Source organism: Paenibacillus ihbetae (assembly GCF_002741055.1).
GTDB classification, from domain to species: domain Bacteria; phylum Bacillota; class Bacilli; order Paenibacillales; family Paenibacillaceae; genus Paenibacillus_AQ; species Paenibacillus_AQ ihbetae.
The window spans coordinates 4112216-4138181 of the sequence record NZ_CP016809.1; the positions used below are offsets into that span (position 1 = coordinate 4112216).

Sequence of the window (25966 nt, forward strand, 5' to 3'; positions counted from 1 at the left end):
GTTAAGGCGAAGGAGCTAAGGCATTCAAAATAAGCAGAGCAGCAGGGAGCATTCCCTGCTAGCTCTGCTTTTTTTCGCCCGCGAGACCGCGTTACCTAAAATCGGTCAAACGCTTGCGGAATTCCTTCGGCGAGATGCCTTCCTGCTTCTTGAACACGAGGCTGAAGTACTTCTCGTTCTTGAACCCGACCATCTCGGCGATCGCCGCCATTTTCAGCGCAGGATTCTGCAGCAGAATTTTCGCTTTGGAGATCCGGAGACGGTTGATATACTCCGGTATGTTAACCTGATGCTGCTGCTTGAATTTGCGGGAGATGTACTCCCGGCTCACATGGAAGCGGCTCGCGATCTCGTAAAGCGATACCTCGTTCTGGTAGTGCTGCTCGATGTACTCCGTAATGTCGCGGATCAGCTCCCCGCCGGACTGCGTTCTGGACAGCAGGACGGAGGAAAGGCGGTTCATCAGACCGGTCCAATAGTGCTGCCATTCAGCAAGCGAGAATACGTATTTATTGGGATTCGGGGACTCCAATTCGGAACACGCCTCCCGGTAGAGCTTGTGCAGCGATTCGGACCCGGCACCAGCCGTTTCATAAATGACTTGGTTGGCAAAGCGCTCGATGTCCCGGTCCCACTGCGCCAGAAGCTCGGGCGTAATCACTCCGCTTTTGCGGATATCGTGCGTCCACGCTTCGACCGCTTCCGCAATCAGGTTAGGCTGTCCGCTGAGAACGGCAAGCTTCCAAGGATCCTCGTAGCTTCCGAACTGGAGGGCCTTGGGCAGATCCCCGGCAAGGCTTCGGACCTCGTCTCCGTCATGGATGAAATGGCTGAGCACCGTCAAGTCGCGCGAAGCAAGGGAGGACAGGCATTTGCCATACAGCTTGGGCATGTCCCCGGGGTAGCTCCCGACAGGGCTGGTACCAAAATGCATATGCCGCGAAAGGGTCCGGTGGATCCCATCGTTGATATCGTTTAGGCGGGCGGTCAGCGCGCCGATCTGCTCCCAGACCAGAATTACGATTCGATGATGGGAGCCGTAATGGCGGAATGCGATCCCGACGCCGTCCTTTTGCAGAAATTCGTTGCAAATATTCAGCAGGGCAAACATAAGAAGATCGAGATGATGGCCGAAGCGCTCGAATAACGTGCTGTCCGACGGGTCGATCTGCAGAACGGCCAGCCTTACGCGCTCCGCTGACTCAGGAACGATGCCTTCGGTCTTCAGCCGCCGTGCAACCTGGGCATGGGCACTCGGGTCATCGAGCAAGCTTGTCAGCAGCTTCTCGGAGTACACCGGCCGGTATTCGTTGACCTGCACATGCTGCTGCTGCGCAGCCCGGCGCTCCGCTTCCTCCGCCCTCCAGGCCGATGCCGCCTTGTCGACGGCCTCATTGATGGCAGCTTCTTCGATCGGCTTCAAGATATAGTCTGTACCGCTATAGCGGATCGTATTGCGGACAAATTCGAAATCATCATGCCCGCTGATGACGATGAATTTCGTATCCGGGTAATGCTCGTGAATCCATTTCATGAGATCGACGCCGTTCTTCAGCGGCATCAGCATGTCCATCAGGACGAGGCTCGGGCGATAAGCGGGGATCATCTCCATTGCTTCCTGCCCGTTGGCAGCCTCCTGAATTTCGGTAATGCCATGCTCCTCCCACCGGACAAGCAGCTGAATCGCTTTGCGCACGCGGCTCTCGTCATCGACGATCAATGCCTTCATCCGTTTCACCTTCCACATGTATAGTCAGAACAACACGGAAGCCACGCGGCTGGTTGTTCTCCAGATTGAACCCGGATTTTCCCCGGGAATACAGCTTGAGCCTTGTCATAATGTTGATGAGGCCGATGCCGCTGTGGTCCTCCTTGTCCTCAGAGCTCACCTGCAGCTGCTCCAGGTCCAGCTCCTCCAATTGACGCAGCTGCGCTTGCAGCGCTTCGAACTGCTCTTCCGGCATGCCGTTGCCGTTATCCTCGACGGTAATCTGCACGAGCGAAGGGGAGAGACGCCGGCTTTGAACGAGGATATAGTTGTCCCGGGCGACCGGGTTCATGCCGTGCTTGAAAAAGTTTTCAACCAGCGGCTGGATCAGCATCTTCGGTATAGTCAGTTCCAAGGTAGACTCTTCCACATCGTACCTGAAGTCGAACCCGTTCTCAAATCTCTCCTTCTGCAGCTCGATGTAATCCTTGATGTGATTCAGCTCCGTGCGAAGCGTTACCGGCTTATCGGTATTGTACATGCTGTAGCGCATCATCCGGGCAAGGGCCGAGATAAGAGAGTAGATCCTCTTCATGTCATGCTCAAGCGCAAGCGTGCCGATGGTCTGCAGAGCATTGTTCATGAAATGCGGGTTCACCTGGGCCTGGAGCGCCCGGAGCTGGTTCGTCCGATTGGCCAGCTTCAGCTTGTATTCCTGCAAAATCAGGTTGTTGATCGTATCCATCATGCTGCTGAATCTGCGGTACAGAATCCCGATCTCGTCCTTGCGGTCCGATTCGATATCAACCGTCATGCGCCCGCTCTTTACCTGGCTCATAAATCCGACAAGCTCCCGGATCGGCGCGGTAATTCGCACCGAGATCCAGATCATGGCGGCGATGATCAGGAGGAACGATACCGCAAGCAATAAAATATTGATGAAAGCCGCTTTGTCCGCACTGCTCAGAATATAGGAGGACGGGATTTCCTTAATCATCGTCCAATTGCTGACAGAGGTCTGGACGCGGTTATACACATAAATGTTGTCGTTATGTTCGAAATACCCCTGCTGTTGTCCCGATGCCATAATGGTCTTATACCAATCCTCGCCAAGGGGCCGCCCAATTCGCGCCTCGTCACCGGAATACATGACAATCCCGTCTTCGCTTGCAATGTATAGCTGCTCGTTCCCAGGCTGAAATAATTGACTGCTGATCCGGCTGAGGAACGTCATGTCCAGGTCAATCGCGACCAGCCCAAGCCGCTCCGAGGATGGCACGCGTTCAATGACCCGATACAGCGTAAGCACCTTGGTATTCTCTTCATAGGGGTAGGCTAACTGAAACCCGTAGGTATGCAGGGCATGGGGCGGCTGGATAAACAGCTTTCGGCCCTGCAGATCCGGAATCTCTCGATAAAGTCTGATGTCGCTGGCCTTTCTGGCAATGTCCTGGGCATACAAGGTCGACTCCCGCTGACCATCCACGTACAGATAAACCTGCCGGGTGCCGGTAATGGCATGATACATCGACTGCATCGTTGCGGACTGCCTGCCGCCGGTGCTGATGTTGCCGTGGCTGTAATACAGACTGCGGAAAAACTCGGGATCGGAATAGACCGTCAAGGAATTCCGATTCAATTCCTCCAAATCGCTCTCCAGATTCATCCGCCCCTGGTACAGGAGATTTTGGTTCTCGGTGACCGCTCGCTCCTTTAACGCATTGGTGGTCGTAACATAGCTGATGATCAAGGCGGCCGTCGTCGGGATGATCGTGGCCAGGATCATAAAGGCGATCAATTTTGTGCGTATGCTGTTCCAGTTCAAAACTTTCACCCGCCGATCAATTTTCTATACCTATTCGTTCACATCCTAGGGTAGTGCTATGTTACTAATCTTAGCATAATTGAATCAGAGAGAAACGATAGGACAAGCGGAGGGGGATTTACATGAATAGCAAAAGAACGGCTGCGCTGATACAGCAGCTGGTGTATATTGGACCCGCGCTGCTGTTTTTCGGCATTACGATCATTATCCCGTTTGTCATGGGAATGTATTATTCCTTTACGAATTGGAACGGCGTATCGGGCAATGTCGAATGGGTGGGACTTGATAATTTCGTCAAAATATTCACGAGCGACCGCGCGTTTGCCGACTCCTTTTGGTTTACAACCAAGTTTACGATCGTCGGCGTCATTTTAACCAATCTGGTCGGATTTTTCCTGGCCTACTTCCTGACCAAGAAGATCAGAGGTCGGAACTTCCTGCGGACGATCTTCTTCATGCCGAACGTGATCGGCGGTCTGCTGCTTGGTTTCATTTGGCAGTTTATTTTTATCAAAGGATTTGCGACGCTTGGAGATGTAACCGGTCTCGCGTTCTTCCAGCTGCCTTGGCTGGGGGATGAGGTTACCGGATTCTGGGGAATCATTCTGGTATTCGTATGGCAGTCCTCCGGATACCTCATGATCATCTACATCGCCTCCATTACCAACGTGTCGAAGGAAGTGCTTGAAGCTGCCGAAATTGACGGAGCGAACCGCTTCCAGGTGCTGAAAAATATTATGGTGCCGCTCATTATGCCGGCCGTGACCGTCTGTCTGTTTCTTGCGATATCCTGGTCCTTCAAAATGTTCGACCTGAACCTGTCGCTGACCAAGGGCGGACCATACGGCTCGACTGAATCGCTTGCGATGAACGTGTATAATGAAGCTTTCCTGAATAACCGCTATGGATTGGGTACGGCAAAATCCTTGATCTTCTTCATCGTGGTGGCCGTCATCACCCTCATTCAGGTCCGCCTGACGAAGAATAAGGAGGTTGAAGCTTGATGAAGACCAAATCCTCACAATCGGTATCGGGCCTGATCCTGCAAGTCGTGATGTTTATCATCGCCATCCTATTTTTAGCACCCTTTTACTTCCTGCTCGTCAACTCGGTGAAATCGCTGGGCGACATCATGGTCAATGCGGCCAATTGGCCGAGCATGTTCCACTGGGATAACTATTCGAAGGCATGGGAGCTTACGCGATTCCCGGAAGCCTTCACGAATTCCCTGATCATTACCGTGATCAGCAATCTGATCATTGCGCTGCTCAGCGCGATGGCGGCCTACCGGATGGTCCGCGCGAACACGGTCTTTAACCGCATCGTGTTTATGATCTTCGTATCGGCGATGGTCATCCCGTTCCAGTCCATTATGATCCCGCTGCTGCAGGTGGTCGGATGGCTGAACGTCAACAACAGCATGGTCGGCCTGATTCTATCCTACCTTGGGCTTGGCATTCCGCTCTCCATCTTCTTGTTCCACGGATTCGTAAAATCGATTCCGCTGGAGATCGAAGAGGCGGCTACGGTAGACGGGGCATCGTCCTACGGCGTGTTCGCCCGGATCATTCTGCCGATGCTGAAGCCGATGCTCGTAACGGTCATCATCCTGAACAGCTTGTGGATCTGGAACGATTATCTGCTGCCGTCCCTGATTCTGCAAAGTCCGGAGCTGCGGACCATTCCGCTGGCGACCTTCGCTTTCTTCGGACAGTATTCCAAGCAGTGGGATATGGCGCTGCCGGCACTGGTGCTCGGGATTACGCCGATTATCATATTTTTCTTATCGTTGCAGAAGTATATTGTCGAAGGCGTTGCGGCCGGCTCCGTCAAAGGCTGATCCGCTTGCGAATGGCCATCGCCGCACGATAGTCACCGTGATTTAGGTTTTTCAAACTTTTATATATAAATTTCCTCAAGGGGGTAACACGCAATGAAAAAAATGAAATTGACCCTGGTCATGCTGCTGGCATTCTCGATGGTCCTTGCGGCCTGCGGCGGCAAATCGTCTGAAGAGGGAAGCGGCAGCAGCGATGCAGCTTCCGGTGATGTAAAAACGGTTAAGATATTCCAATTCAAAACCGAGATCGTAGATGGTCTGAATGAGCTGAAGGTTGAATTCGAAAAAGAGCATCCGAACATCAAGCTGGACATCCAGACGGTCGGCGGCGGCGCGGACTATGGCGCTTCTCTGAAGACGAAATTCGCTTCGGGCGACGCGCCCGACATTTTCTCCAACGGCGGTTATGCCGAGATGGAGATGTGGTTTGACAACCTCGAAGATTTGTCCGATCAGCCATGGGTAGCCGATCTGGTCGATATGGCGAAGAAGCCGATGACTAAAGACGGCAAAGTATATGGCATGCCGATGAACCTTGAAGGCTGGGGCTATATCTACAATAAAGATTTGTTCGAGCAAGCAGGCATTACCGAGCTTCCGAAAACTTACTCCCAGCTGGAGGATGCCGCGAAGAAGCTGGAAGCAATCGGCGTAACGCCGTTCGCGAACGCTTATCAGGAATGGTGGCTGCTGGGCAACCAGGGCATTAACCCTGCATTCGCGCTGCAGAACGATCCGGACGCGTTTATTAAAGGCTTGAGCGACGGCACGGAGAAATTCGCGGGCAACCCGCAGTTTGAAGCATGGGCTAAGCTGATGCAGCTGACGCTGGATCACGGCAACAAAAACCCGCTGACGACCGATTACAACACCGCCGTATCCTTGCTGGCAACTGAAAAAGCGGCCATGATGCAAAACGGCAACTGGTCCCAAACGGAAATCGACGCCATCAATCCGGAGCTGAACCTGGGCTTCCTGCCGATGCCGATGGGTGAGGATGCCGAGCAGAACGACAAGCTGAACGTCGGCGTACCGGCCAACCTCGTCATTAACAAAAACTCACCGGTGAAGGAAGAAGCGAAGGTATTCCTGAACTGGCTTGTCACTTCCGATATCGGTAAAGAGTACATCGTGAAGAAGTTCAAATTCATCCCGGCTTTGTCCACGATCGAAGCAACCCCTGAGGATATGGGCGACCTGGGTGCGTCGGTATGGGAATATGTGCAGGCCGGCAAAGTGCTGCCACAGCAGGCTCCGAAATTCCCTGACGGCGTAACGCAAGAATTTGCAAACTCGATGCAGGCCTACTTTGCAGGCAAATCCGATGTGACAAAAATGCTTGAGGATATGCAGGCTTCATGGGATAGTTTGAGTCAGTAACCCAATCAGGAGTTTGAATGTCTGAAGCATGAACAAGATGCACCGCTCTCCTGACCGACTTTGCGGGACACAGGAGCGGTGCATTTTTATTAAAACCAAGCGCAAGAGGGAGAGATGGAGGATGAGCATTCACAAGTTTCCCCAGGATTTCAAATGGGGCGTAGCAACGGCCTCTTATCAGATCGAAGGAGCTTATAACGAAGACGGTCGGGGCATGTCGATCTGGGACACCTTCGCCCATACGCCGGGCAAGGTCAAGAACGGAGACAACGGCAACGTTGCCTGCGACAGCTATCATCGGGTGGAAGAGGATGTGCAGCTGCTGAAGGAACTCGGCGTCAAGGTGTACCGCTTCTCGGTATCCTGGCCGCGCGTGCTTCCAAGCGGAAGAGGCGAAGTGAACCGGGCCGGGCTCGATTACTATCACCGATTGGTGGACGCGCTTCTTGCGAACGGCATCGAACCGTTCTGCACGCTGTACCATTGGGACTTGCCGCAGGCGCTGCAGGATGAGGGCGGCTGGGGAAGCCGCGGGTCGATCGACGCATTTGCCCAGTACGCGGAGCTAATGTTTAACGAGTTCAAGGGTAAAATCAAGCACTGGATCACGTTCAACGAGCCATGGTGCATGGCGTTCCTCTCGAACTACCTGGGCGTTCACGCCCCGGGCAACAAGGATTTGCAGCTGGCCATCGACGTGAGCCACCATCTCCTTGTCGCTCACGGCAAGGCGGTCAAACGCTTCAGGGAGCTTGGCATTCCGGGGGAGATCGGCATTGCGCCGAATACGGCCTGGGCCGTGCCATACCGCAATACGGAGGAGGATATCGAGGCCTGCCTGCGGATCAACGGCTGGTCCGGCGATTGGTATCTCGACCCGATCTATTTCGGAGAGTATCCGAAGTTTATGCTGGAATGGTATGAGAAGCTCGGTTATCAACCTCCGGTCGTGGCGGGAGACATGGATATTATCCGTCAGCCGATCGATTTTATCGGCATTAATTATTACACGTCCTCGATGAATCGCTATAATCCGGGCGAAGAGGGCGGAATGCTGTCCAGCGAAGCGGTGTCGCTCGGCGTCGCCAAGACGGATATCGGCTGGGAGATTTACGCCGAAGGGCTGTATCAGCTGCTTCGTTACACGGCCGACAAGTACGGCAACCCGAATCTCTATATTACGGAGAACGGTGCCTGTTACAACGACGGCCTCGAGCAGGACGGACGCATTCACGACCAGCGCCGGATCGATTATCTCGCGATGCATCTCATTCAAGCCAGCCGCGCGATCGAAGACGGTATTAATCTGAAGGGCTACATGGAATGGTCGCTGATGGACAACTTTGAATGGGCGGAAGGCTACGGCATGCGCTTCGGTCTGGTGCACGTGGACTATGATACGCTCGTCCGCACGAAAAAAGACAGCTATTACTGGTATAAAGGCGTTATCTCTAGAAACTGGTTCGAACGATAATTTCAAACGTTAGTAAATGGATCTGCTCCGACAATGCGAATTGCGGAGCAGATTGCATATGGAGGCACTGATTATGATAAATCCGAAAATTCCGAAAATCTGGTACGGCGGCGATTACAATCCCGAGCAATGGGATAAAGCGACGATGGACGAGGACATGCGGATGTTTCCGCTGGCGGGAATCGATGTCGCCACCATCAATGTGTTTTCCTGGGCTCGAAGCCAGCGCGATGAAGAAAGCTATGATTTTGCTTGGCTCGACGAGATTATGGACCGGTTAGCGGCGGAAGGCATCAAGGTCTGTCTGGCAACCAGCACGGGAGCCCATCCGGCGTGGATGGCCAAGAAATATCCGGATGTGCTTCGCGTCGACTACCAGGGCCGCAAGCGCAAATTCGGAGGTCGGCACAATTCATGCCCGAACAGCCCGACATACCGCAAATACGCTCCGCTCATGGCCCGCAAGCTGGCCGAGCGGTACAAGGATCACCCCGCGCTGGTTATTTGGCATATATCGAACGAATATGGCGGCTACTGCTACTGCGACAATTGCGAGCGGCAGTTCCGCGTTTGGCTGCAGAAACGCTATGAGACGCTGGAGAGGCTGAATACGGTATGGAACACCGGTTTTTGGGGTCATACCTTCTACGATTGGGACGAGATCGTCGTGCCGAATGCGCTAAGCGAGGAGTTCGACGGCAACCGGACGTTCTTTCAGGGCATCTCGCTCGATTACCGGCGCTTCCAATCGGACAGCCTGCTGGAATGCTACCGGCTGGAGCGGGACGAGATCAAGTTGGTGACGCCGGAGATCCCGGTCACGACGAACTTGATGGGATTTTATCCGGAGCTGGATTACTTCGAATGGGCGAAGCACATGGACGTGGTGTCCTGGGACAACTACCCTGCCATCGATACGCCGGTCAGCTTTACGGCGATGTCCCATAATCTGATGCGCGGCCTTAAAGGCGGGCAGCCGTTCATGCTGATGGAGCAGACGCCGAGCGTTCAGAACTGGTCGCCCTACAATTCGGCGAAGCGTCCGGGCGTCATGCGGCTGTGGAGCTACCAGGCCGTCGCGCATGGAGCCGATACGGTGATGTTCTTTCAGCTGCGCCGTTCGATCGGGGCGTGCGAGAAATTCCACGGCGCGCTGATCGAGCATGCGGGGCATGAGCATACCCGGGTATTCCGCGAATGCGCGGAGCTCGGAAGCGAGCTGCAGCAGCTTGGAGACCGGATCCTCGACGCGCGCTCCAGGGCCAGAGTGGCGATCCTGTACGATTGGGAGAACCGCTGGGCGATCGAGCTGTCGAGCGGACCGACCAAGCAATTGAATTATGTCGATGAAATCCATAAATACTATGCGGCCTTGTACGAGCAGAATATCCAGACGGACGTGATCGGCGTGGAGGAGGACCTGGACAAGTACGATGTCGTGATTGCGCCCGTTCTGTATATGGTGAAGCCGGGTGTCTCCGAGCGTGTGGAGCGCTTTGTGGCAAGCGGCGGAACCTTCATCACCACCTTCTTTAGCGGGATCGTCGATGAGCATGACCTCGTAACGCTGGGCGGCTATCCCGGCAAGCTCCGCCAAGTGACGGGCATATGGGCGGAGGAGACGGACGCGCTGCTCCCGGAACAGCAAAATCATATGGTAATGAAGCAGGATTGGGGCGGGCTGCGTGGAAGTTATTCCTGCGGCATTTTGTGCGATGTCATCCACGCGGAAACGGCTGAGGTTCTGGCTGAGTACGGAACCGATTTCTATCAAGGCACCCCGGTACTGACGAGAAACCGGTTCGGCAAGGGTCAGGCCTATTACGTTGCCAGCAGCCCGGATGCGGCGTTCCTCCGGGGCTTTATGAGCAACGTATGCGAAGAGCAGGGAATCAAGCCGCTGCTCGATACACCGGCAGGGGTCGAGGTTGTGGAGCGAGTGAAGGACGGGACTTCTTTGTTGTTCATCATGAACCACAACGCCGAAGCGATGGCATTTGATGCAGGATCCGCCAACCAAACGGATCTCCTCACCGGGCGGCCGGTTACGGGGCATGTTACGATCCCGGCAAGGGGCGTCATGATACTCGATCGGCCGGCAGCGGACGAATCCTAATTGTAGGATCAGGAGATTACAATCGGACGTTGGCAAGGAGGCAGAAGCAGTGAGCATCTTTTTTCATGAAGAGCAAGGTATATTTCATCTCCAAAGTGATCATTCGAGCTATGTCATTCAGCTCGTTCGCGGCTTATATCCCGCCCATGTATATTGGGGGCCGAAGCTTCGCGATTCGCAAGTGGAAGGGCTTCTTACGCGGAGGGAAAGAGCATCCTTCTCGCCGTCGCCGTTTCGGGACGACGCTTCCTTCTCGTTTGACAGCCTCCCGCAGGAATATCCGGGATACGGAAGCGGCGATTTCCGTCAGCCGGCCTATCAGGTGCAGCTGCCCAACGGAACGACGGTAGCCGAGGTCGAATACGAAAGCCATCGGATATACAGCGGCAAGCCGAAGCTTGAAGGTCTGCCGGCGGTTTACACCGAGCAGGACGATGAAGCCGATACGCTGGAGCTCCGGCTGGTCGACCGAGTGAGCGGCTTGTCCGTTACGGTGTCCTACTCCGTAATCAAAAGCTATGATGCGATTGCCCGCTCCGTATTATTCCGCAATGAAGGGGCCGTGCCGATAACGCTGCTGCGGGCGATGAGCACGAGCGTGGATTTCAGCCACAACCGATTCGACCTGCTCCACTTACACGGCGCATGGGCCCGAGAACGGCACGTAGAGCGGAGAAGGCTGTCGCCGGGAATGCAGGGAATCGAGAGCCGGCGGGGGGCGAGCAGCCATAACCATAATCCGTTCCTGGCGCTGCTCGCCGACGATGCCGGCGAGGAGCACGGAGAGGTCTATGGATTCAGCCTCGTGTACAGCGGCAGCTTTGCGGCGCAGGTTGAAGTGGATCAGTATGAGACGACCCGCGTCGTGATGGGCCTCAACCCCTTCGACTTCTCCTGGCTGCTGGAGCCGGGACAGGCCTTCCAGACGCCGGAGGCGGTCATGGTATTCTCGGCCGAGGGGCTTGGCGGGATGTCCAGGCGCTATCACAAGCTGTACCGGACCCGGCTGTGCCGCGGCGCCTTCCGGGACGCCGTCCGTCCGGTGCTGGTTAACAACTGGGAAGCGACGTACTTTAACTTTAATGCCGAGAAAATCGAACAAATCGCCAAGGAAGGGCGGAACCTCGGGATCGAGCTGTTTGTGCTTGATGACGGCTGGTTCGGCAAGCGTAACGACGACACCACCTCGCTCGGCGATTGGGTGGTGGACCGGAACAAGCTCCCGGACGGCTTAGAGGATCTCGTTCAGCGCGTCACGAACCTGAACATGCAGTTCGGCTTATGGTTTGAACCGGAAATGGTGTCGCCCGACAGCGACTTGTACCGCCTCCATCCGGATTGGTGCCTGCATGTGCCGGATCGCCGCAGAACGGAAGGAAGACGGCAGCTTATCCTCGATTTCTCTAGAGAAGACGTATGCGATGCGGTTGCGGGCATGGTGCGCGACATTTTGAAGAGCGCCCCGATAACGTACGTGAAATGGGACATGAACCGGAACATGACGGAGATCGGTTCTGCAGCGCTGCCGCCCGAACGGCAGCGGGAAACGGCCCACCGGTACATGCTGGGGCTGTACAGGGTGCTTGAGCAATTGACGACGGAGTTCCCGCACATCCTGTTCGAGAGCTGCTCGGGCGGCGGGGGAAGATTCGACCCGGGGATGCTGTACTATATGCCGCAGACGTGGACAAGCGATAACTCCGACGCGGTCAGCCGTTTGAAAATCCAGTACGGGACCAGCCTGGTTTATCCGCTGAGCTCGATGGGCGCGCATGTGTCCGCGGTTCCGAATCACCAGGTGCACCGCCATACTTCCCTGCGGACCCGGGGGCATGCCGCCATGTCTGGTAACTTCGGGTATGAGCTGGATTTGACGGCCTTTACGGAGGACGAGAAGAACGAGGTGCGGGAGCAGGTGAAGCTGTATAAGGAGATCCGCCACTTGGTTCAATTCGGCGATTTCTACCGGCTGCGGAATCCGTTCGAGGGGAACGAAGCGGCATGGACGGTGGTGTCGGAAGACCGCTCTGAAGCCGTGCTGTACTATTTCCGGATTTTGAGCGAAGCGAATGAGCCGATCCGCTATTTGCGGACGCGAGGTCTGGATCCGGATGCGGAGTACTGCTGTCTTGAGGATGGCGCCATCTACGGGGGCGACCGCCTCATGCATGCCGGATTGGCCATACCGCCGATGCATGGCGATTTTCAGAGCTTTTTGTGGAGATTTAAGCGGGTATAACCCTATTCTGACAGGGCATGTCGTTCGAGCCTTCACGATGAACATCGTGCGGGCAGCAGTAGGAATAGGCTTGAAGAAAACTCCATCGACTAAACATCAAAAGCAAAAAGCAGCCGAAGAACCGGCAGATCATGGGGATCTGCCGGTCCGGCTGTTTTTTTGTGGTCAGGTTGGCTGAAGCTGCCTACTGCGGGGAACCCGGGACATCCGGAAATGCCCCGGTCGTGATCGAGTATTTGCCCCGTTCCGTCAACAGCACGACCTGATCCTCCCTGACTTCCGTTCCGGTAAGGTCGTCAAGGCCGATGACAAAGCTATCGCCGGGAAGCGGCGCTTCGTGGCCGGCGGTGATGACAACGCCCGGTCCGTGCAGGAGCAGGCAGCGGCTGTCTCCGTATCCGTCGATCGACTGGTTATGATGTTCGCTGACGTCAAAATGCTCAAGACGCAGCTGCACCCGGTCGCGATCCCGCTCCTCTTCCTTTTCAATCATCAGGGTGTGATTGCTCTTGCCGTTAAACCAATTCGTTACGTCTTGCAGCGATGGATTCATGGATGCACCTTCCTTGGATGAGGTTTTCCATAGTTTGTCCATTTGGAGGTTCTCTTATTTGAGTGAGGGGAAGCGGGCGGCCGGGCCTTATGAAATTTTTATATGGATCAAACCTTCTTCTCCCATTTACATGATAATATAGGTAAGGATACATACCTGAACGTTAAGGAGATTTTAGAGCTATGCGGGGAAAGTGGTATTATTTCCTGGCGATGCTGTTGATTGCCGGAAGCTGGATCGGGAACATTTGGTATGACCAGGCGAACCGCTTGGAGCGAACCGTATTCTTGGAGCATTACATCGAGGTCATCCCCGAAGCAGGCGACTACTTCGACTTGTACTATTTGGAGGACAAGCGGCTGGAAAGGAAGCTGATCGACATTTATATTGAAGGCTATCCCGGGCTGCAGGTGAATCCTTATCCTAATTATGCAGAATATCGAAAACAGTCATTAGGGAAAATGATCGTGAGCTTCGACAGCGCAGATTCGGGGCAAGAGCCTCCGGAAATAAAAGAGCCAGCAGTCATTAGACAAGTAACCGCCTTATATAGTGACGGATCATCGGAAAAGGTGCACATCGGAGAAATCCATCTTGTGCCCAGGGGTAATGTAAATCGAGATCATGATCCGATACAATGGACTTCAGGTGCAGGATCCTCGGACTATTCCGGTTATGATCGGTTGGCAGTTCAGCGTCCGGTCCATCTGACCGGCCTATCCTCAGTTTATACGAGCATGGTTGAGGAAGGGGGTTTGCTGGTTCATGCGGACGTCGAAAAACGGATACCGGGCATCAGTCACCGTTCGGAAGCATCCTCGGAAGCCGAAATCAAGCTATCGGGTGTCCCGATTCTTGACCTTCCGCTGCCGGTCCGGTTGAATAAAGGAGATTCCGTCAAGGTCTCTTACAAGTTTAACCTGTCCTCGACTGCGAAGCGGATGCAGCTCTACCAGCTGCGTCTGCGGCTTGACTATGCCGAGAACGAGCAGGCACTCTGGCAAAGTGTCCACCACATTGCCTATCACCCTTCACCGACGGAGCGGGAAATGGCGGAATACGTCCGGGAGAGAAGGGAAGCGTTATGAGCAGCGCCTGTTACCGTATCGCCTGGGGAATCCTCCTTGTGTTGATCAATGTGAGGGTGGGGGGATTGGACCTCCTGCCGGATCCGCTCGGCTATCTGCTGGCCGCATCCGGCTTATGGACGCTTTCGGAGAGGAGCCGTTTCTTTCAGGCAGGAGGAGCAGCGGCCCTGCTGCTTCTGATCGGGTCCATTGCTCGAATGATGGTTGGGAAGCCGGAGACAGGATTCTTAAACGGCCTGCCGCCCACGATCTTAGAGCTATCCCTTCAATTATTGGATAAGCTCCTGCATACACTTCTAATTTACGGGATCTGCAAGGGGATCGAGTCGAGTTTCGCGGGTGAACCTTCCCCGAATATAGCCGGAAGAGCTCGGGTTTGTCTTGGGTGGTTTATGACCGTACAAGGGCTATGGCTTGCATCGTATCCGTTCACTTTGAACGTCGACCAGGATATCATGGCCGTTGGGCTGTACATTTTAACTATAGCCATCATGATCTCCCAAGTTGCGGTGCTGTTGATGCTGAGGGCGGCCGGAAAGTCATGGCGGGTGATGTAGGAAGGGAAATAACGCCCCGATCATTAGTCGCTCCGGTTCGATTTATCTTTGCTAGGGTGGTACACGATGGTAACGCCCAGTTGATTATATATTTCTTCGGTGTAATGGTGATCCGGGCAGTGCTTAATGAGCGCCATGTCGTCATAGCGCGAAACGAGTCTCTGTTCGCAATCCGGACAGCGGTCCTGAAAAAGATTTTTCAGTTTACTGAACACACCTGTACACCTCCATATTTCCGATACAAATACTTGGTTTTAATTATAGATCAGGATCCGGGCACTTTCAATAGCCACCTGCGCCCAGATTTGTTCATTTCATACCGCGCATAGACTCCCCGGGGGAGCGGGGCGTGGCGTCCACATGAAGGTGGGCGATCAATCATTATAGAACGGAGATCGATCATCATGATCATGCAGCTCGTCATTATGGTCTTAATCGGCCTTATCGGCTCCTTCTTCTCGGGACTTCTCGGGATCGGCGGGGCGATAATCAATTTCCCCCTTCTGTTGTACATGCCTGAATGGTTTGGCCTTGAAGTGTTTACCTCCAAAGAAGTGGCGGCAATCAGCATGCTGCAGGTTTTCTTTGCTTCCTTGTCAGGGTTGCTGGCCAACCGGATAAGCTCCCGTAAAGGAGAGGCATACATCCATCGGCCGTTGGTCTTGCAGATGGGCGTCAGTACACTGGTCGGTAGCTTGATCGGAAGCCTGGCCTCCATGGTCATGAGCAGCGCGGCCATCAATGTGATTTATGGCTTCCTGGCGGTTATCGCGGTTCTGCTGATGATCGTTCCTACGAGAGCGACGATGGAAAACCGATCGGTTGAGGAGGTTACCTTCAACTCTTGGATGGCATCGGGATCGGCATTTCTTGTCGGAGGAATTGCAGGGATCGTTGGGGCGGGCGGAGCATTCATTTTAATACCGATTATGCTGACCGTCCTGAAAATTCCGACAAGGATTACGATTGCCTCTTCGCTTGCCATCGTATTTTTGTCTGCCGTCGGCGGGGTAATCGGCAAATTGGCTTCGGGAGACATTCCCCTGTGGCCGTCCCTGTTCGCGGTCGCGGGAAGCCTGCTCGGGGCCCCGATCGGCGCGATGGTGAGCCGGAGACTGAATGTCCGACTGCTCCGGTATGCACTGGCCGGCTTGATTGCACTCACCGCCGTTAAAATCTGGAGCGATATTATCGGGTAAGTAATGGATGAGATTAGAGCATGATGGATATATGATGAGGAGGAATGGAGCATGTTATTCAATCGGTTAGGTTCATCGGAGCTGCTGGTAAGCGAAATCGGCCTTGGCTGCATGTCGCTGGGGACGGAGGAAGGAAAGGCTGTTAAGTTGATCCATGAGGCGCTGGACCGGGGCGTGAACTTCCTCGACACGGCCGATCTGTACGATGAAGGACGAAATGAGGAATTGGTCGGCAAGGCCGTGCGCGGACGGCGCAGCGACGTCATCATCGCGACCAAAGTCGGGAACCGGCGCGTGCCCGGCCAGGAAGGCTGGGTATGGGATCCCTCGAAGGCGTACATTAAGTCGGCCGTGAAGGACAGTCTGCGCAGGCTGGGAACCGATTATATCGACCTCTACCAGCTGCATGGAGGGACGATCGACGATCCGATCGATGAGACGATCGAGGCGTTCGAGGAACTGAAGCAGGAAGGACTTATCCGCTATTACGGGATTTCGTCGATTCGCCCCAATGTGATCCGGGAGTATGCGAAACGCTCGAATATCGTGAGCGTCATGAGCCAGTACAGCATTCTTGATCGGCGGCCCGAAGAAGAAGTGCTGGATCTGCTGAAGGAGCAAGGCATCTCCCTTATCGCCCGAGGGCCGGTCGCGCGGGGCATCTTGTCGGGAAGCGGCGAAGCCAAGGCGGAGAAGGGCTATCTGGATTACAGCAAGGACGAGCTATTGAGCCTGCTGAAGCAGGTGGAAGAGCATGCAGACGGCATGGATGTATCCCATCTCGCCATTCGATATGCGTTATCCCATGCTGCTGTGGCGTGTACGATCCCGGGGGCAAGCTCACTGGATCAGCTGCTTCATAATCTAGCCGCCGGCGAGACCGAACCGCTGTCTCCGCAGGTTGTTCAGCGGGTTCAGGCAATCAGCCGGGCCAACCGGTATGAGCAGCATCGCTGAAATATTCAGGCGGTCAATGATTCAAGCCGTTAAAGATTGAGCGGATGAATTACCAGCAGGTACTGCCCGCTATCCGCAAGGGATAACGGGCTTTTTGTAGTGGCAGGATGATCTCGGTGCCGTCCGAAAGGCAAGGTTACTCCAAAAGGCAAGGTTACTCCAAAGGGTAAGGCTGTTCCGAAAGGTATGGCTATATGATTTAGCACTCCAAGCTTATTTGACCTGACCTGGAGATGGCTTTCGTACTGCCTGCACTGACTTGGCCGCGTTGCAAGCTGCGCTATGGTGTGCGCATTTTTTTGTTCGTTTGATGCATTGGTTAAACTTTTTTTCCGCCCTGTTCGTTTTCAATACAGAAGCCGCGCGGCTTAACGAATCAGGTCCATAAGAAATCGCTGAAAGGGTTATTGCATGATTACCATCGAGCATTTATCAAAAACGTACCGGAAAGGGGCGTGGGCGCTCCTCGACGTGTCGCTCCAATTGGATAAAGGCATGACCGGTTTGCTCGGGCCGAACGGGGCGGGCAAAACGACGCTGATGCGCATATTGGCGACATTGCTGGCCCCGACCTCCGGACAGGTTAGGGTAAATGGCATTTCGATCACAAGGCCGGAGGAGATCCGTCCGATGATCGGTTACCTGCCCCAGCATTTTCATATTTATCCGCAGCTGACGGGCAGAGATTATCTCGACTACGCAGCCGCAATGAAGGGAATCAAGGACCGGGAGGCGAGGAGGAAGGAGGTTGCCAGGCTCTTGGAGACGGTGAATCTCCAGGATAAGGCCGACAAGAAGGTACGTACTTATTCGGGCGGGATGAAGCAGCGCCTGGGCATTGCTCAAGCTCTTCTCGGTTCTCCCGGCATCCTCATCGTGGATGAGCCGACCTCCGGCTTGGATCCGCAGGAACGGGTCCGGTTCCGCAACGTCCTTACCCGCTTTAGCATTGACCGGACCGTGCTGCTGTCCACGCATATCGTCGCTGATATTGAGAGCAACTGCCGCCGGATTGCCGTCATGAACATGGGGCGGCTCGTCATGTCAGGCACCCTTGGCGAGCTGCAGGCCTGCGGCAACGGGCAAGTGTGGGAGGCGGTGCTGTCCGCCGATGAGTTTTCCCGCGTGGATCCGATGCAGGTTGTATCGACCAAAGCTTTACCGGAAGGCATTCTGTGCCGTTTTGTCGGGAAGAAGCCGTTTATGGGTGCATATCCGGCTGAACCTTCCCTGGAGGACGGCTACCTGGCTCTGCTGCGGAGGGATCGGGATGTATAGATGGTGGAGACACGCCGTACTGGAATGCCGGCTTCTGTTCGGCAATCCGGTGTTTGCATCCTTGCCGGTCATCTATGCGATTTTGTTCGCCATGAACATGCTGAATAGCGGAGGCGGCACCGAGCAGAACCTGTATACGATGGCTTACAAGTTTCATATGCTCGGACATACGATGACGCTCGGTCCCGCGATGCTGATCGGCATTTTAACCATGCGAAGGGATGTTTTACGGCGCTCCTTCGAGTGGAATCACAGCTTGCCGGTATCGTTCCTGACGCTGCTATCGTCCAAATATGCCGTAAGCTTGCTGTATTTGACCTTGTTCACGCTTCCGACAGCGTTCATCTTCTACACGATCTCAATAAGCCAGGGGATCGACGGCGGAATCGCCATGCATTATACGATGCAATTCGCCGTGCAGTACGAAATTTCGTATATGGTTACCCTTGCGCTGGCCATGGTGCTGGGGGCCAGCATTCCGAACCGGATTGTCTACCTGATCGGATTTTGTGCATGGATGTTCGGCACCTTTTTTATGGATATCTTTGTCATTACACAGCTCGGATGGTATCCGGCCGAAGTCTTCCATTTGAATCAGTTCTTCATTCAGTCCGATACATTACAATATGAAAACTGGAGCTATGCCCTCAAATCTGCGGATATTTCGCGCTCGCGCTGGTTCGTACTGGCCTTTACATGGCTGCTGCTCTCGGTAAGTCTGCTGCTATTGAACCGGAAGCGCCCGACGATGCATGTAAGAAAGATTTGGGCGGCGGCGGTGGCATCCTTCCTTCTGGCCAGTGCCGTGTTCATTCCATACGGCAGCTTGTGGGCAGAGCGGTATGATCAGCTGGACCGCAAGCTGTCGGACCCATCCATCGCGCTGACCGATGATCCGGGCCCGGCAAAGATTTTTACGGTGTCCTCCTACGATCTCGAGCTGAAACGGCTCCCTAACGATATTCTGCGTGTCACTGCCCGCCTTCGAATACCCGCCGGAGAATTGGCCGGGAAGTCCGAGCTTCCGCTGACGTTGAACCGTTTCTTCACGATGGAGCGCGTTCGGATCCAGGGCAGCGACGCTTCCTACCGGAGGCGGGGGGAAATGCTAACGATCAGTCTTCCGGCGGATCGGCGGCAGGATATCGAGGCCGAGCTGGTGTATTTCGGAAGCGTAATGGATTACCGCACCGATTATACGCAGAATGATTTTGGGGCCTTCAGCTTCGGAGACGAGGTGAAGCTCGAAGGCCATATGGCCTGGTATCCGCTTCCCGGCCATCAGCATGTTTACCTCAAGCAAGACATATCGTCGACGCCTTACATTACTTTGGCCCGCCGTTACGGGATTCAGCGGTATTCCGTGGGCGATATGAAACTGAAGGTGGAAGGGTACTCGAAGCCGCTCTACAGCAGTTTGGAGGAAGTGGAACGGGGGCCGGGATATCAGATCTTTGAGTCGAAGGGTATCGGGCAGAATGCTTCCCTGTATGGCGGAAGCTTCTGGACCGAAGTGCATCGTCCGGATTTCAAGGTGCGGATTGTGACAACCCCTTACCTGGAAAAATGGGCAGAGGGGCTATTGCGTGAGCTGAAAGAAAAGTATGATTATTTTGCAGCATGGATTCCGGAAATGTCCACGGACATCGACACCATCCTGTATTTGGGACACGGGATTGATTGGCCCAACGCGGAGCATTCCCTCATATTGTCATCACGGGCATATACCTACTACAGCAGCAATCTTCCGGGTGAATGGATGAACTATATGCTGTTTGGTGATCAGCCATCTTATTATGGCAATTATGAGCATCCGGAGCAGGATGTCCGGAACAAAATCGGCAGCTTGTTCTGGTATGTGTATTATATAGACGAAAAAGGGCTGAGCGATAAACAGCTGCGCAGTGCGTACGGACACTTGAGATCGGTCCAGGAGCTCCTGTTCAAGAACGGGGACGGGACCGATCCGCAGAATAAAATCGGGATCGGAATGGCCAGACAAGTCCGGCGGGCGATGAAGGAAGGAAAGGCAGAACAGGTCAAGAAAGTGCTCGCCCATTATTACGTGCATGGCCTTCAGTTTCCGGATACGTATCGGTATCCTGCAATCAAGCCGGAGGCTCCGGTCACCTATGATGAATGGGAGAAGCGATGGAAGCAGACGGTTGGGGAATAACGGCTTCCGCATGCATGGACAGTGCCGGGGATTCACTCCGAGGATTGATTCGGACAGCACGATTGATGGATAAGGTACGGAATGGGTAAATTACGGTTATATCGAACCAGAAAGGGGGGAGGGGCATGATTTCCGATCAGCAGCTGTCCGAGCGGATGGCGGCGGGTGACCAGGAAGCGTTTGAGCTGCTGGTCACCCGGTACCATGGCCCGCTGTTAAGCTATACGACAAGGCAGCTGACCGACAGGCAAAAGGCCCAGGATATCGTCCAGGAAACGTTTATCCGGCTGATCCGGCATCTGAGGACCCACGGGTCGCTGGAACATGTCAGGTCGTGGCTGTACCGCGTAGCCCTGAACATGTGTAAGGATTACTGGAAAAGCGCAGCCTACAGGTCCGAGGGGCTTGCCGGCGAAGATCTGCCGGATGCCCATGATCCCGCGCCCGGAGCGGAGGAATTGATAGAGAGGCAGGAGACATCTCATGAAATTGCGGTGTCGCTCAGTACTTTGCCGGACATTCAGCAGGAGATCATTACGCTGAGATTTTTCCATGACCTTAAGCTTCAGGAAATCGCGGATCTGGTGGACCTCCCCCTTAGCACGGTAAAGACGCATTTATATAATGGATTAAGAAAGCTAAAGAAAACGCTGGCCCAAGAGCAAGGAGAATTGGTTCCGATGCCCCCGGCCGGAAGATCGGAGCGGGGAAGCCGCTCCAAGAGAAAGGTCCTGAGCCGCTCAAGCCCGGAAGAAGAGCCGGATGACCGGCGCAAGGCTACAGAAAGTGAGGTGTGTATCCATGGATCATCCATTCGATCGTGAATTGGGAAAACTAGAGGACGAGCTGCGGGGGCCGCTTCGGCGCGCGATTCTCCCTCCGCCGACACCCGAGGAAACCTCCCGGCTCATTGCTTCGCTCCAAGGGGAGTTCGATCTGCTGAAGGTCGAGCCGCAATCACCGAAGCTTGATTTCAACCCGCAGGTGGATCCGCCGTCGTTGAAGCAGATCCTCCGCAGTCAGCTCAGGCTGAACCAGCGATCCATTCTGCTCGCCAGCAGCGCGGTATTTCTGATGCTGGTGCTGCTGATCGATCCAGCCTATCCCCTGGATCACTTCGGGGGGCTTCCCGGCGGCATATTTCCGCTGATTACCCCGCTTCTGCTCATCGTGTCCATGCTATTCAGCAGCCGTACTTGGGATAAAGGGATGCGGGCTGTAGAGACGCTGACGCCGTATCCGCCTGCGCTTGTTTTGTACACACGGCTGCTGCTCGTCACAGGCATCGTGACCGGAATGGCACTGCTAAGCACGATCGTCATCGGCTTCAAATCGATGCAAGCCGAAAATTCAACATTCCTGTTCGGGCCATTCGTTCTCGAATGGATGGGCATACTTCTGGTCACCGGCGGAGCCGCCATGTATATGCTGTTTCGGAAAGGAATGATCGCCTCGCTCGTCTCGGCCGTCCTTGTGTATGGACTCTGGATCATCCTCCAAGGACAAATCATGGATCACGGGGTTTCCATGAGCGGCAAAATGGCAACGGATATCGTGCTTCTGATCATCGGCGTTTCCCTGCTCGTATCCTCTTACGGCCGCAGCCTCAAATGGAATGCGGCGTCCTGGAGAGCTTCCGCATGATTCGGATCGAAGGACTGGAGCGGCAGGCTGGCACGTATCGTCTGGAGATCGAGCGGGCGGTCATTTCCTCCGGCCTCAACCTGATCGTAGGTGCGAACGGGGCCGGAAAGACAACGCTGATCGAGCTGCTGACCACGCTTCAGACACCGGACGCCGGCGATATTTTGTACAGCGGTAGAAAGGCTGCAGACCATCTGCCGCTCATCCGTAGCCAGATCGGGTATGTTCCGGCCGATATCGAGCTGTACGGGGATATGAAGGCAGGCAAACTGCTGAAGTATATGGCTGAATTGAAGGGAGTCTATCAGCCTGAGGCGATCGACAAGCTGATCGGCGACTTCCGGCTGGAGCCGTTCCGCAAAAGCAAGGTCAAGCACTTATCGCAAGGGGTGCAGCGGCGCATCGCGGTCGTGCAAGCCCTTTTGGCCTCTCCGTCATTTCTGTTTCTGGATGAGCCGCTGAACGGGATGGACGCCGAGGAACGCAAATTTCTGATCACCTACCTTACCCAATACGCCAAGGGGAGGATGGTCATTGTCGCCGCCCACGAGCTGAACGAATGGGAAGAGGCGACGGATAATGTCATCTGGATTCACCGGGGGCGCCTTCGGTACAACGGATCGCCGCAGCAATGGAAGCTGAGCGTAGCCTCGAGCGTATGGGAGGGCGAGGTGGACCTCAGCGACTTCGAACGGATTCCGCAAGAGAGGCTCATTCATTTTCAAATGACCGACGAACGCATGAAGGTCCGTCTGATGGCTAAGAAGCAGCCGGGCCCCGAATTTTTGGAGAAGGAGCCGACACTAGAGGACGCCTTTTTCCTTCATATGGATGCATTGGCGAGACGCGGCTAGGTTTTTCTCCACTTCGCTCTTGTAAATAAACCTAATATATATAAAAAAATCATCATCCGTCTGGACGATGATTTTTTTTCGCGGACACATAACATACGGATTCGGTTAAATCTCCTTTGGGATGGTCTAACCGTTTAACCCTTTTCCTTCTTTCGATGTCTCCAGCGATATATCCAAGCTGCAACCGCAGCCGATGGCCAGAATGCACTCTGTGCGTTGTAATGAAGCTGCTCTTCCTGAAAGGACATATTTTTGTAATACGTTTCCTGACTGACGCCTTTTCTTCGAGGATCCTCATTGATTTCCTTGATATAGCGATACTGGACAGGGATCATGATCAGAAATGCTGCGAACAGAACGCCGGCGATCACCCACAACATCGAACCCATAAGTTCACGCTCCTTCGTCTCGTCAGACCTATGCTCCTATATACGTCATAAATTGGATGCGGTTTCAGCATTTATAGTCAAGGACAAATCAATCTTCGGGGATTCGGGTAAAAATAGTTCGTATAGTGCATATCATCACGGATGTAGGCATGAAATCATCGATACGAGAGGAGACGTATTATGGGAACCGCAGGACAGCATGGAGTCGAGAAGGTGGCGCTGGTTACCGGAGCAGGGGCTGGAATCGGCAGAGGCATTGCGAAGATTTTGGCGGAAAAAGGGTATCGGCTCGCGCTCACCTACAACTCGAGCAAAGACGGGATATTATCCGTTGCCGAGGATATCGGCCATATCTATGGCAAGGAGCCTCTGATTATCCAGAGCGATCTCACGATCCGGAGCGAAGCGGAGAACACGATCCGCAAGACGGTGGAGCAGCTTGAACGCATAGATCTGGTGGTTAACAATGCCGGGATCGGCTTTCATAAGGAGCTCACCGAAATGGAGGAGGAGGAGCTGGATACGACCATCAACCTCGATTTCAGGGCTCCCATGCTGCTTAGCAAATATGCAGCCAGGGAAATGATTGCCCGCGAGATCCCCGGCAATATCATCTTTATTACCTCCTCGCGCGGCGAAAGAGCCTACCCGAAGGACAGCATCTATGGCGGCATGAAGGCAGCTTTGATTCGTGCGGCCCAGTCGCTGGCGCTGGAATGGGCGCCGCATGGAATCCGGGTAAACTGTGTCGCGCCGGGGGCGACGGTCCATAAATTAGAGCAATCCGCCGAGAAGGAACCGCTTGGAGATAAAATCCCGCTGGGGAGGCTCGGAACTCCTTCCGACATCGGTGAAGCGATTGCTTGGCTATGCTCGGATGCAGCATCCTATATTACAGGCATCAACTTGCGCATTGACGGGGGGCTCATCCTTCCGGGGATGCCGGAGGATACGTCGCCGGAAGCGGGATACGGCTGGGGCAAAGTAAATCCGCCCGGCCAGGATAAAGATCAATAAATGCCCCAAAAAAAACTTCTAATTCCGATGAAAATAGTTGGTAATGACCCTTTTCAAACTGTGGAAAGTATGAGAGAATGATGGAAATCAGCATTCATACTATTTTCCATATGAAGAAAAGGGAGGAAACATCCATGTCAGAAGAACGTCAATTATCGATTGAAACGTTAGCGGTTCATGCCGGCCAGGAGCTCGACCCGACAACCCTATCGCGCGCCGTGCCGCTCTATCAGACGACATCCTACGGCTTCAAGGACAGCGAGCATGCGGCTAACCTGTTTGCCCTGAAGGAATTCGGCAACATTTATACGCGGATCATGAATCCGACGACCGATGTATTCGAGAAGCGGATCGCGGCGCTGGAGGGAGGAGCAGGCGCCTTGGCGACAGCTTCCGGACAAGCGGCCATTACGTTCTCGATCCTTAACATTGCCGGTGCCGGGGATGAGATCGTTTCCTCCTCCAGCCTGTACGGCGGCACGTATAATCTATTCTCCACCACGCTGGCAAAGCTCGGAATCAAGGTGCATTTCGTCGATTCGTCGAATCCGGAGAACTTCCGGGCTGCCATTAACGACAAGACGAAAGCGCTGTTCGCCGAGACCATCGGCAACCCGCAAGGAAACGTGCTCGATGTGGAAGCGGTTGCGGCAATCGCCCACGAGCATGGCATTCCGCTCATCGTAGACAATACGTTCCCGAGCCCGTACTTGCTGCGTCCGATCGAGTATGGAGCCGATATCGTCGTTCATTCGGCAACCAAATTTATCGGCGGCCATGGAACTTCGATCGGCGGCGTGATCGTCGACAGCGGCAAGTTCGACTGGGGCGCAAGCGGCAAATTCCCAGGTTTGACCGAGCCGGATCCGAGTTATCATGGCGTCGTGTATACCGAAGCCGTCGGTCCGATTGCATACATCATCAAGGCCCGCGTACAGCTTCTGCGGGACATTGGAGCTTCCCTGTCTCCATTCAACGCCTGGCTTCTGCTGCAAGGATTGGAGACGCTCCATCTCCGTGTGCAGCGCCATAGTGAGAATGCGCTGAAGGTTGCCGAGTATCTGGAGAAGCATGAGGCCGTCGAGTGGGTCAGCTATGCGGGGCTGCCAAGCCATCCATCGTATGAGCTGGCGCAGAAGTATCTGCCGAAGGGCCAAGGGGCTATTTTGACGTTTGGCATTAAGGGCGGCGCTGAAGCCGGACAGAAGGTGATTGAGAACGTGAAGCTGTTCTCCCATCTTGCCAACGTCGGCGATTCCAAATCGCTGATCATCCATCCGGCCAGCACGACGCACCAGCAGCTGAGCGAGGAAGAACAGATCAGTGCCGGCGTGAATCCGGAGCTGCTGCGGCTGTCGATCGGTACGGAATCCATCGATGACATTCTGTATGATCTGGAGCAGGCGATTGCGGCCAGCCAGAAGGTTGCGCTGTAAGTTAAAACCAAGGGCATCCGTAAGGTTTAACGACCTTATGGATGCTCTTTTTTGCGTATTCGCGTTCCGGGAAGCAATCCTCAGCTGCAGACACAAGCCCGGCATGCTCCGGCATTTCATGCAGGCGAATGGTTTATTTTTATCCTCCATCGTGTTGTATATTTCCAAATGTTTCATAATACGCTGTATGGTAGGCGGCAACATCCAATACATGGCGAAAGGGAGTAGAACGATAA

22 protein-coding genes are annotated in these 25966 nt (G+C 54.4%); 17 read left to right on the plus strand and 5 right to left on the minus strand.

Annotated features, from left to right (window positions below; translation table 11 throughout):
- Window positions 1–91 precede the first annotated feature (91 nt).
- The gene (locus tag BBD41_RS18215; RefSeq protein ID WP_077568207.1) at window positions 92–1729 is read right to left on the minus strand and encodes a response regulator transcription factor; all 1638 of its coding nucleotides are present in this window, start codon (window positions 1727–1729) and stop codon (window positions 92–94) included.
- Window positions 1707–3542, minus strand: coding sequence for a cache domain-containing sensor histidine kinase (locus tag BBD41_RS18220; protein ID WP_223260542.1), 1836 nt, complete (start codon window positions 3540–3542; stop codon window positions 1707–1709). The genes BBD41_RS18215 and BBD41_RS18220 overlap by 23 nt, the downstream gene beginning before the upstream one ends.
- Window positions 3543–3655: 113 nt before the next feature.
- On the opposite strand from BBD41_RS18220, the gene BBD41_RS18225 reads away from it, so the two are divergent.
- From BBD41_RS18225 to BBD41_RS18250, 6 genes are all read left to right on the plus strand, one after another.
- Window positions 3656–4537 carry a carbohydrate ABC transporter permease gene (locus BBD41_RS18225; RefSeq protein ID WP_077568206.1) on the plus strand — a complete coding sequence of 294 codons (882 nt, stop codon included), beginning with the start codon at window positions 3656–3658 and terminating at the stop codon, window positions 4535–4537.
- Window positions 4537–5373, plus strand: coding sequence for a carbohydrate ABC transporter permease (locus BBD41_RS18230; RefSeq protein ID WP_077568205.1), 837 nt, complete (start codon window positions 4537–4539; stop codon window positions 5371–5373). The genes BBD41_RS18225 and BBD41_RS18230 overlap by 1 nt, the downstream gene beginning before the upstream one ends.
- Before the next feature lie 93 nt (window positions 5374–5466).
- Window positions 5467–6753: an ABC transporter substrate-binding protein gene (locus BBD41_RS18235; RefSeq protein WP_077568204.1), complete on the plus strand. Its 1287-nt coding sequence runs from the start codon at window positions 5467–5469 to the stop codon at window positions 6751–6753.
- A gap of 121 nt (window positions 6754–6874) precedes the next feature.
- Window positions 6875–8227, plus strand: a complete 1353-nt coding sequence (locus tag BBD41_RS18240) for a GH1 family beta-glucosidase (protein WP_077568203.1) — start codon at window positions 6875–6877, stop codon at window positions 8225–8227.
- 73 nt (window positions 8228–8300) lie between these two features.
- Window positions 8301–10343, plus strand: coding sequence for a beta-galactosidase (locus BBD41_RS18245; RefSeq protein WP_099478400.1), 2043 nt, complete (start codon window positions 8301–8303; stop codon window positions 10341–10343).
- 49 nt (window positions 10344–10392) lie between these two features.
- Entirely contained in the window at window positions 10393–12582 is a 2190-nt protein-coding gene (locus BBD41_RS18250; protein WP_099478401.1) for an alpha-galactosidase, read from the plus strand.
- Between the two features lie 184 nt (window positions 12583–12766).
- Here BBD41_RS18250 and BBD41_RS18255 read toward each other — a convergent pair whose 3' ends face one another.
- Window positions 12767–13177, minus strand: coding sequence for a protein YmzB (locus BBD41_RS18255; protein WP_237086831.1), 411 nt, complete (start codon window positions 13175–13177; stop codon window positions 12767–12769).
- A 140-nt stretch (window positions 13178–13317) separates the two neighbouring features.
- Here BBD41_RS18255 and BBD41_RS18260 point away from each other — a divergent pair, with 140 nt between their 5' ends.
- Complete coding sequence (locus tag BBD41_RS18260) at window positions 13318–14223, plus strand: hypothetical protein (RefSeq protein WP_099478402.1); 906 nt, start codon at window positions 13318–13320, stop codon at window positions 14221–14223.
- Complete coding sequence (locus BBD41_RS18265; protein WP_099478403.1) at window positions 14220–14780, plus strand: hypothetical protein; 561 nt, start codon at window positions 14220–14222, stop codon at window positions 14778–14780. Before BBD41_RS18260 ends, BBD41_RS18265 begins: the two co-directional genes overlap by 4 nt.
- 23 nt (window positions 14781–14803) lie before the next feature.
- On the opposite strand, the gene BBD41_RS18270 is transcribed toward BBD41_RS18265, so the two are convergent.
- A complete protein-coding gene (locus BBD41_RS18270) occupies window positions 14804–14995 on the minus strand; it encodes a hypothetical protein (protein WP_077568200.1) in 192 nt (63 codons plus the stop codon).
- 189 nt (window positions 14996–15184) lie between these two features.
- On the opposite strand from BBD41_RS18270, the gene BBD41_RS18275 reads away from it, so the two are divergent.
- The 7 genes from BBD41_RS18275 to BBD41_RS18305 all read left to right on the plus strand — a co-directional run bounded on the left by BBD41_RS18275 (window position 15185) and on the right by BBD41_RS18305 (window position 22888).
- A complete protein-coding gene (locus BBD41_RS18275) occupies window positions 15185–15979 on the plus strand; it encodes a sulfite exporter TauE/SafE family protein (protein WP_099478404.1) in 795 nt (264 codons plus the stop codon).
- Window positions 15980–16030: 51 nt separating this feature from the next.
- Window positions 16031–16936 (plus strand): aldo/keto reductase, encoded by a 906-nt coding sequence (locus BBD41_RS18280; RefSeq protein ID WP_099478405.1) that lies wholly within the window; start codon window positions 16031–16033, stop codon window positions 16934–16936.
- A 411-nt stretch (window positions 16937–17347) separates the two neighbouring features.
- On the plus strand, window positions 17348–18214 hold the full coding sequence (locus tag BBD41_RS18285) for an ABC transporter ATP-binding protein (protein WP_077568197.1): 867 nt from the start codon (window positions 17348–17350) through the stop codon (window positions 18212–18214).
- Window positions 18207–20390, plus strand: a complete 2184-nt coding sequence (locus BBD41_RS18290) for an ABC transporter permease (protein ID WP_099478406.1) — start codon at window positions 18207–18209, stop codon at window positions 20388–20390. The genes BBD41_RS18285 and BBD41_RS18290 overlap by 8 nt, the downstream gene beginning before the upstream one ends.
- A 125-nt stretch (window positions 20391–20515) precedes the next feature.
- Window positions 20516–21214, plus strand: a complete 699-nt coding sequence (locus BBD41_RS18295; RefSeq protein ID WP_099478407.1) for an RNA polymerase sigma factor — start codon at window positions 20516–20518, stop codon at window positions 21212–21214.
- Window positions 21192–22034, plus strand: a complete 843-nt coding sequence (locus BBD41_RS18300) for a hypothetical protein (protein ID WP_077568194.1) — start codon at window positions 21192–21194, stop codon at window positions 22032–22034. The genes BBD41_RS18295 and BBD41_RS18300 overlap by 23 nt, the downstream gene beginning before the upstream one ends.
- The gene (locus BBD41_RS18305; protein ID WP_077568193.1) at window positions 22031–22888 is read left to right on the plus strand and encodes an ATP-binding cassette domain-containing protein; all 858 of its coding nucleotides are present in this window, start codon (window positions 22031–22033) and stop codon (window positions 22886–22888) included. Before BBD41_RS18300 ends, BBD41_RS18305 begins: the two co-directional genes overlap by 4 nt.
- Before the next feature lie 134 nt (window positions 22889–23022).
- Here BBD41_RS18305 and BBD41_RS18310 read toward each other — a convergent pair whose 3' ends face one another.
- Entirely contained in the window at window positions 23023–23277 is a 255-nt protein-coding gene (locus tag BBD41_RS18310; protein WP_077568192.1) for a DUF3949 domain-containing protein, read from the minus strand.
- A gap of 180 nt (window positions 23278–23457) precedes the next feature.
- On the opposite strand from BBD41_RS18310, the gene BBD41_RS18315 reads away from it, so the two are divergent.
- Window positions 23458–24294: an SDR family NAD(P)-dependent oxidoreductase gene (locus BBD41_RS18315; protein ID WP_077568191.1), complete on the plus strand. Its 837-nt coding sequence runs from the start codon at window positions 23458–23460 to the stop codon at window positions 24292–24294.
- A 110-nt stretch (window positions 24295–24404) separates the two neighbouring features.
- Entirely contained in the window at window positions 24405–25730 is a 1326-nt protein-coding gene (locus BBD41_RS18320) for a homocysteine synthase (protein WP_262984087.1), read from the plus strand.
- The last annotated feature ends 236 nt before the right edge of the window (window positions 25731–25966 follow it).

What these genes read in the sequence shown, in the direction of transcription:
- BBD41_RS18275 (WP_099478404.1), top strand. Translation starts at nt 15,185, where the DNA reads ATGATCATGCAGCTCGTCATTATGGTCTTAATCGGCCTTATCGGCTCC.
- BBD41_RS18315 (WP_077568191.1), top strand. Translation starts at nt 23,458, where the DNA reads ATGGGAACCGCAGGACAGCATGGAGTCGAGAAGGTGGCGCTGGTTACC.
- BBD41_RS18225 (WP_077568206.1), top strand. Translation starts at nt 3,656, where the DNA reads ATGAATAGCAAAAGAACGGCTGCGCTGATACAGCAGCTGGTGTATATT.
- BBD41_RS18285 (WP_077568197.1), top strand. Translation starts at nt 17,348, where the DNA reads ATGATTACCATCGAGCATTTATCAAAAACGTACCGGAAAGGGGCGTGG.
- BBD41_RS18290 (WP_099478406.1), top strand. Translation starts at nt 18,207, where the DNA reads ATGTATAGATGGTGGAGACACGCCGTACTGGAATGCCGGCTTCTGTTC.
- BBD41_RS18300 (WP_077568194.1), top strand. Translation starts at nt 21,192, where the DNA reads ATGGATCATCCATTCGATCGTGAATTGGGAAAACTAGAGGACGAGCTG.
- BBD41_RS18320 (WP_262984087.1), top strand. Translation starts at nt 24,405, where the DNA reads ATGAAGAAAAGGGAGGAAACATCCATGTCAGAAGAACGTCAATTATCG.
- BBD41_RS18280 (WP_099478405.1), top strand. Translation starts at nt 16,031, where the DNA reads ATGTTATTCAATCGGTTAGGTTCATCGGAGCTGCTGGTAAGCGAAATC.
- BBD41_RS18260 (WP_099478402.1), top strand. Translation starts at nt 13,318, where the DNA reads ATGCGGGGAAAGTGGTATTATTTCCTGGCGATGCTGTTGATTGCCGGA.
- BBD41_RS18240 (WP_077568203.1), top strand. Translation starts at nt 6,875, where the DNA reads ATGAGCATTCACAAGTTTCCCCAGGATTTCAAATGGGGCGTAGCAACG.
- BBD41_RS18215 (WP_077568207.1), bottom strand. Translation starts at nt 1,729, where the DNA reads ATGAAGGCATTGATCGTCGATGACGAGAGCCGCGTGCGCAAAGCGATT.
- BBD41_RS18295 (WP_099478407.1), top strand. Translation starts at nt 20,516, where the DNA reads ATGATTTCCGATCAGCAGCTGTCCGAGCGGATGGCGGCGGGTGACCAG.
- BBD41_RS18235 (WP_077568204.1), top strand. Translation starts at nt 5,467, where the DNA reads ATGAAAAAAATGAAATTGACCCTGGTCATGCTGCTGGCATTCTCGATG.
- BBD41_RS18305 (WP_077568193.1), top strand. Translation starts at nt 22,031, where the DNA reads ATGATTCGGATCGAAGGACTGGAGCGGCAGGCTGGCACGTATCGTCTG.
- BBD41_RS18230 (WP_077568205.1), top strand. Translation starts at nt 4,537, where the DNA reads ATGAAGACCAAATCCTCACAATCGGTATCGGGCCTGATCCTGCAAGTC.
- BBD41_RS18245 (WP_099478400.1), top strand. Translation starts at nt 8,301, where the DNA reads ATGATAAATCCGAAAATTCCGAAAATCTGGTACGGCGGCGATTACAAT.
- BBD41_RS18265 (WP_099478403.1), top strand. Translation starts at nt 14,220, where the DNA reads ATGAGCAGCGCCTGTTACCGTATCGCCTGGGGAATCCTCCTTGTGTTG.
- BBD41_RS18255 (WP_237086831.1), bottom strand. Translation starts at nt 13,177, where the DNA reads ATGGACAAACTATGGAAAACCTCATCCAAGGAAGGTGCATCCATGAAT.
- BBD41_RS18310 (WP_077568192.1), bottom strand. Translation starts at nt 23,277, where the DNA reads ATGGGTTCGATGTTGTGGGTGATCGCCGGCGTTCTGTTCGCAGCATTT.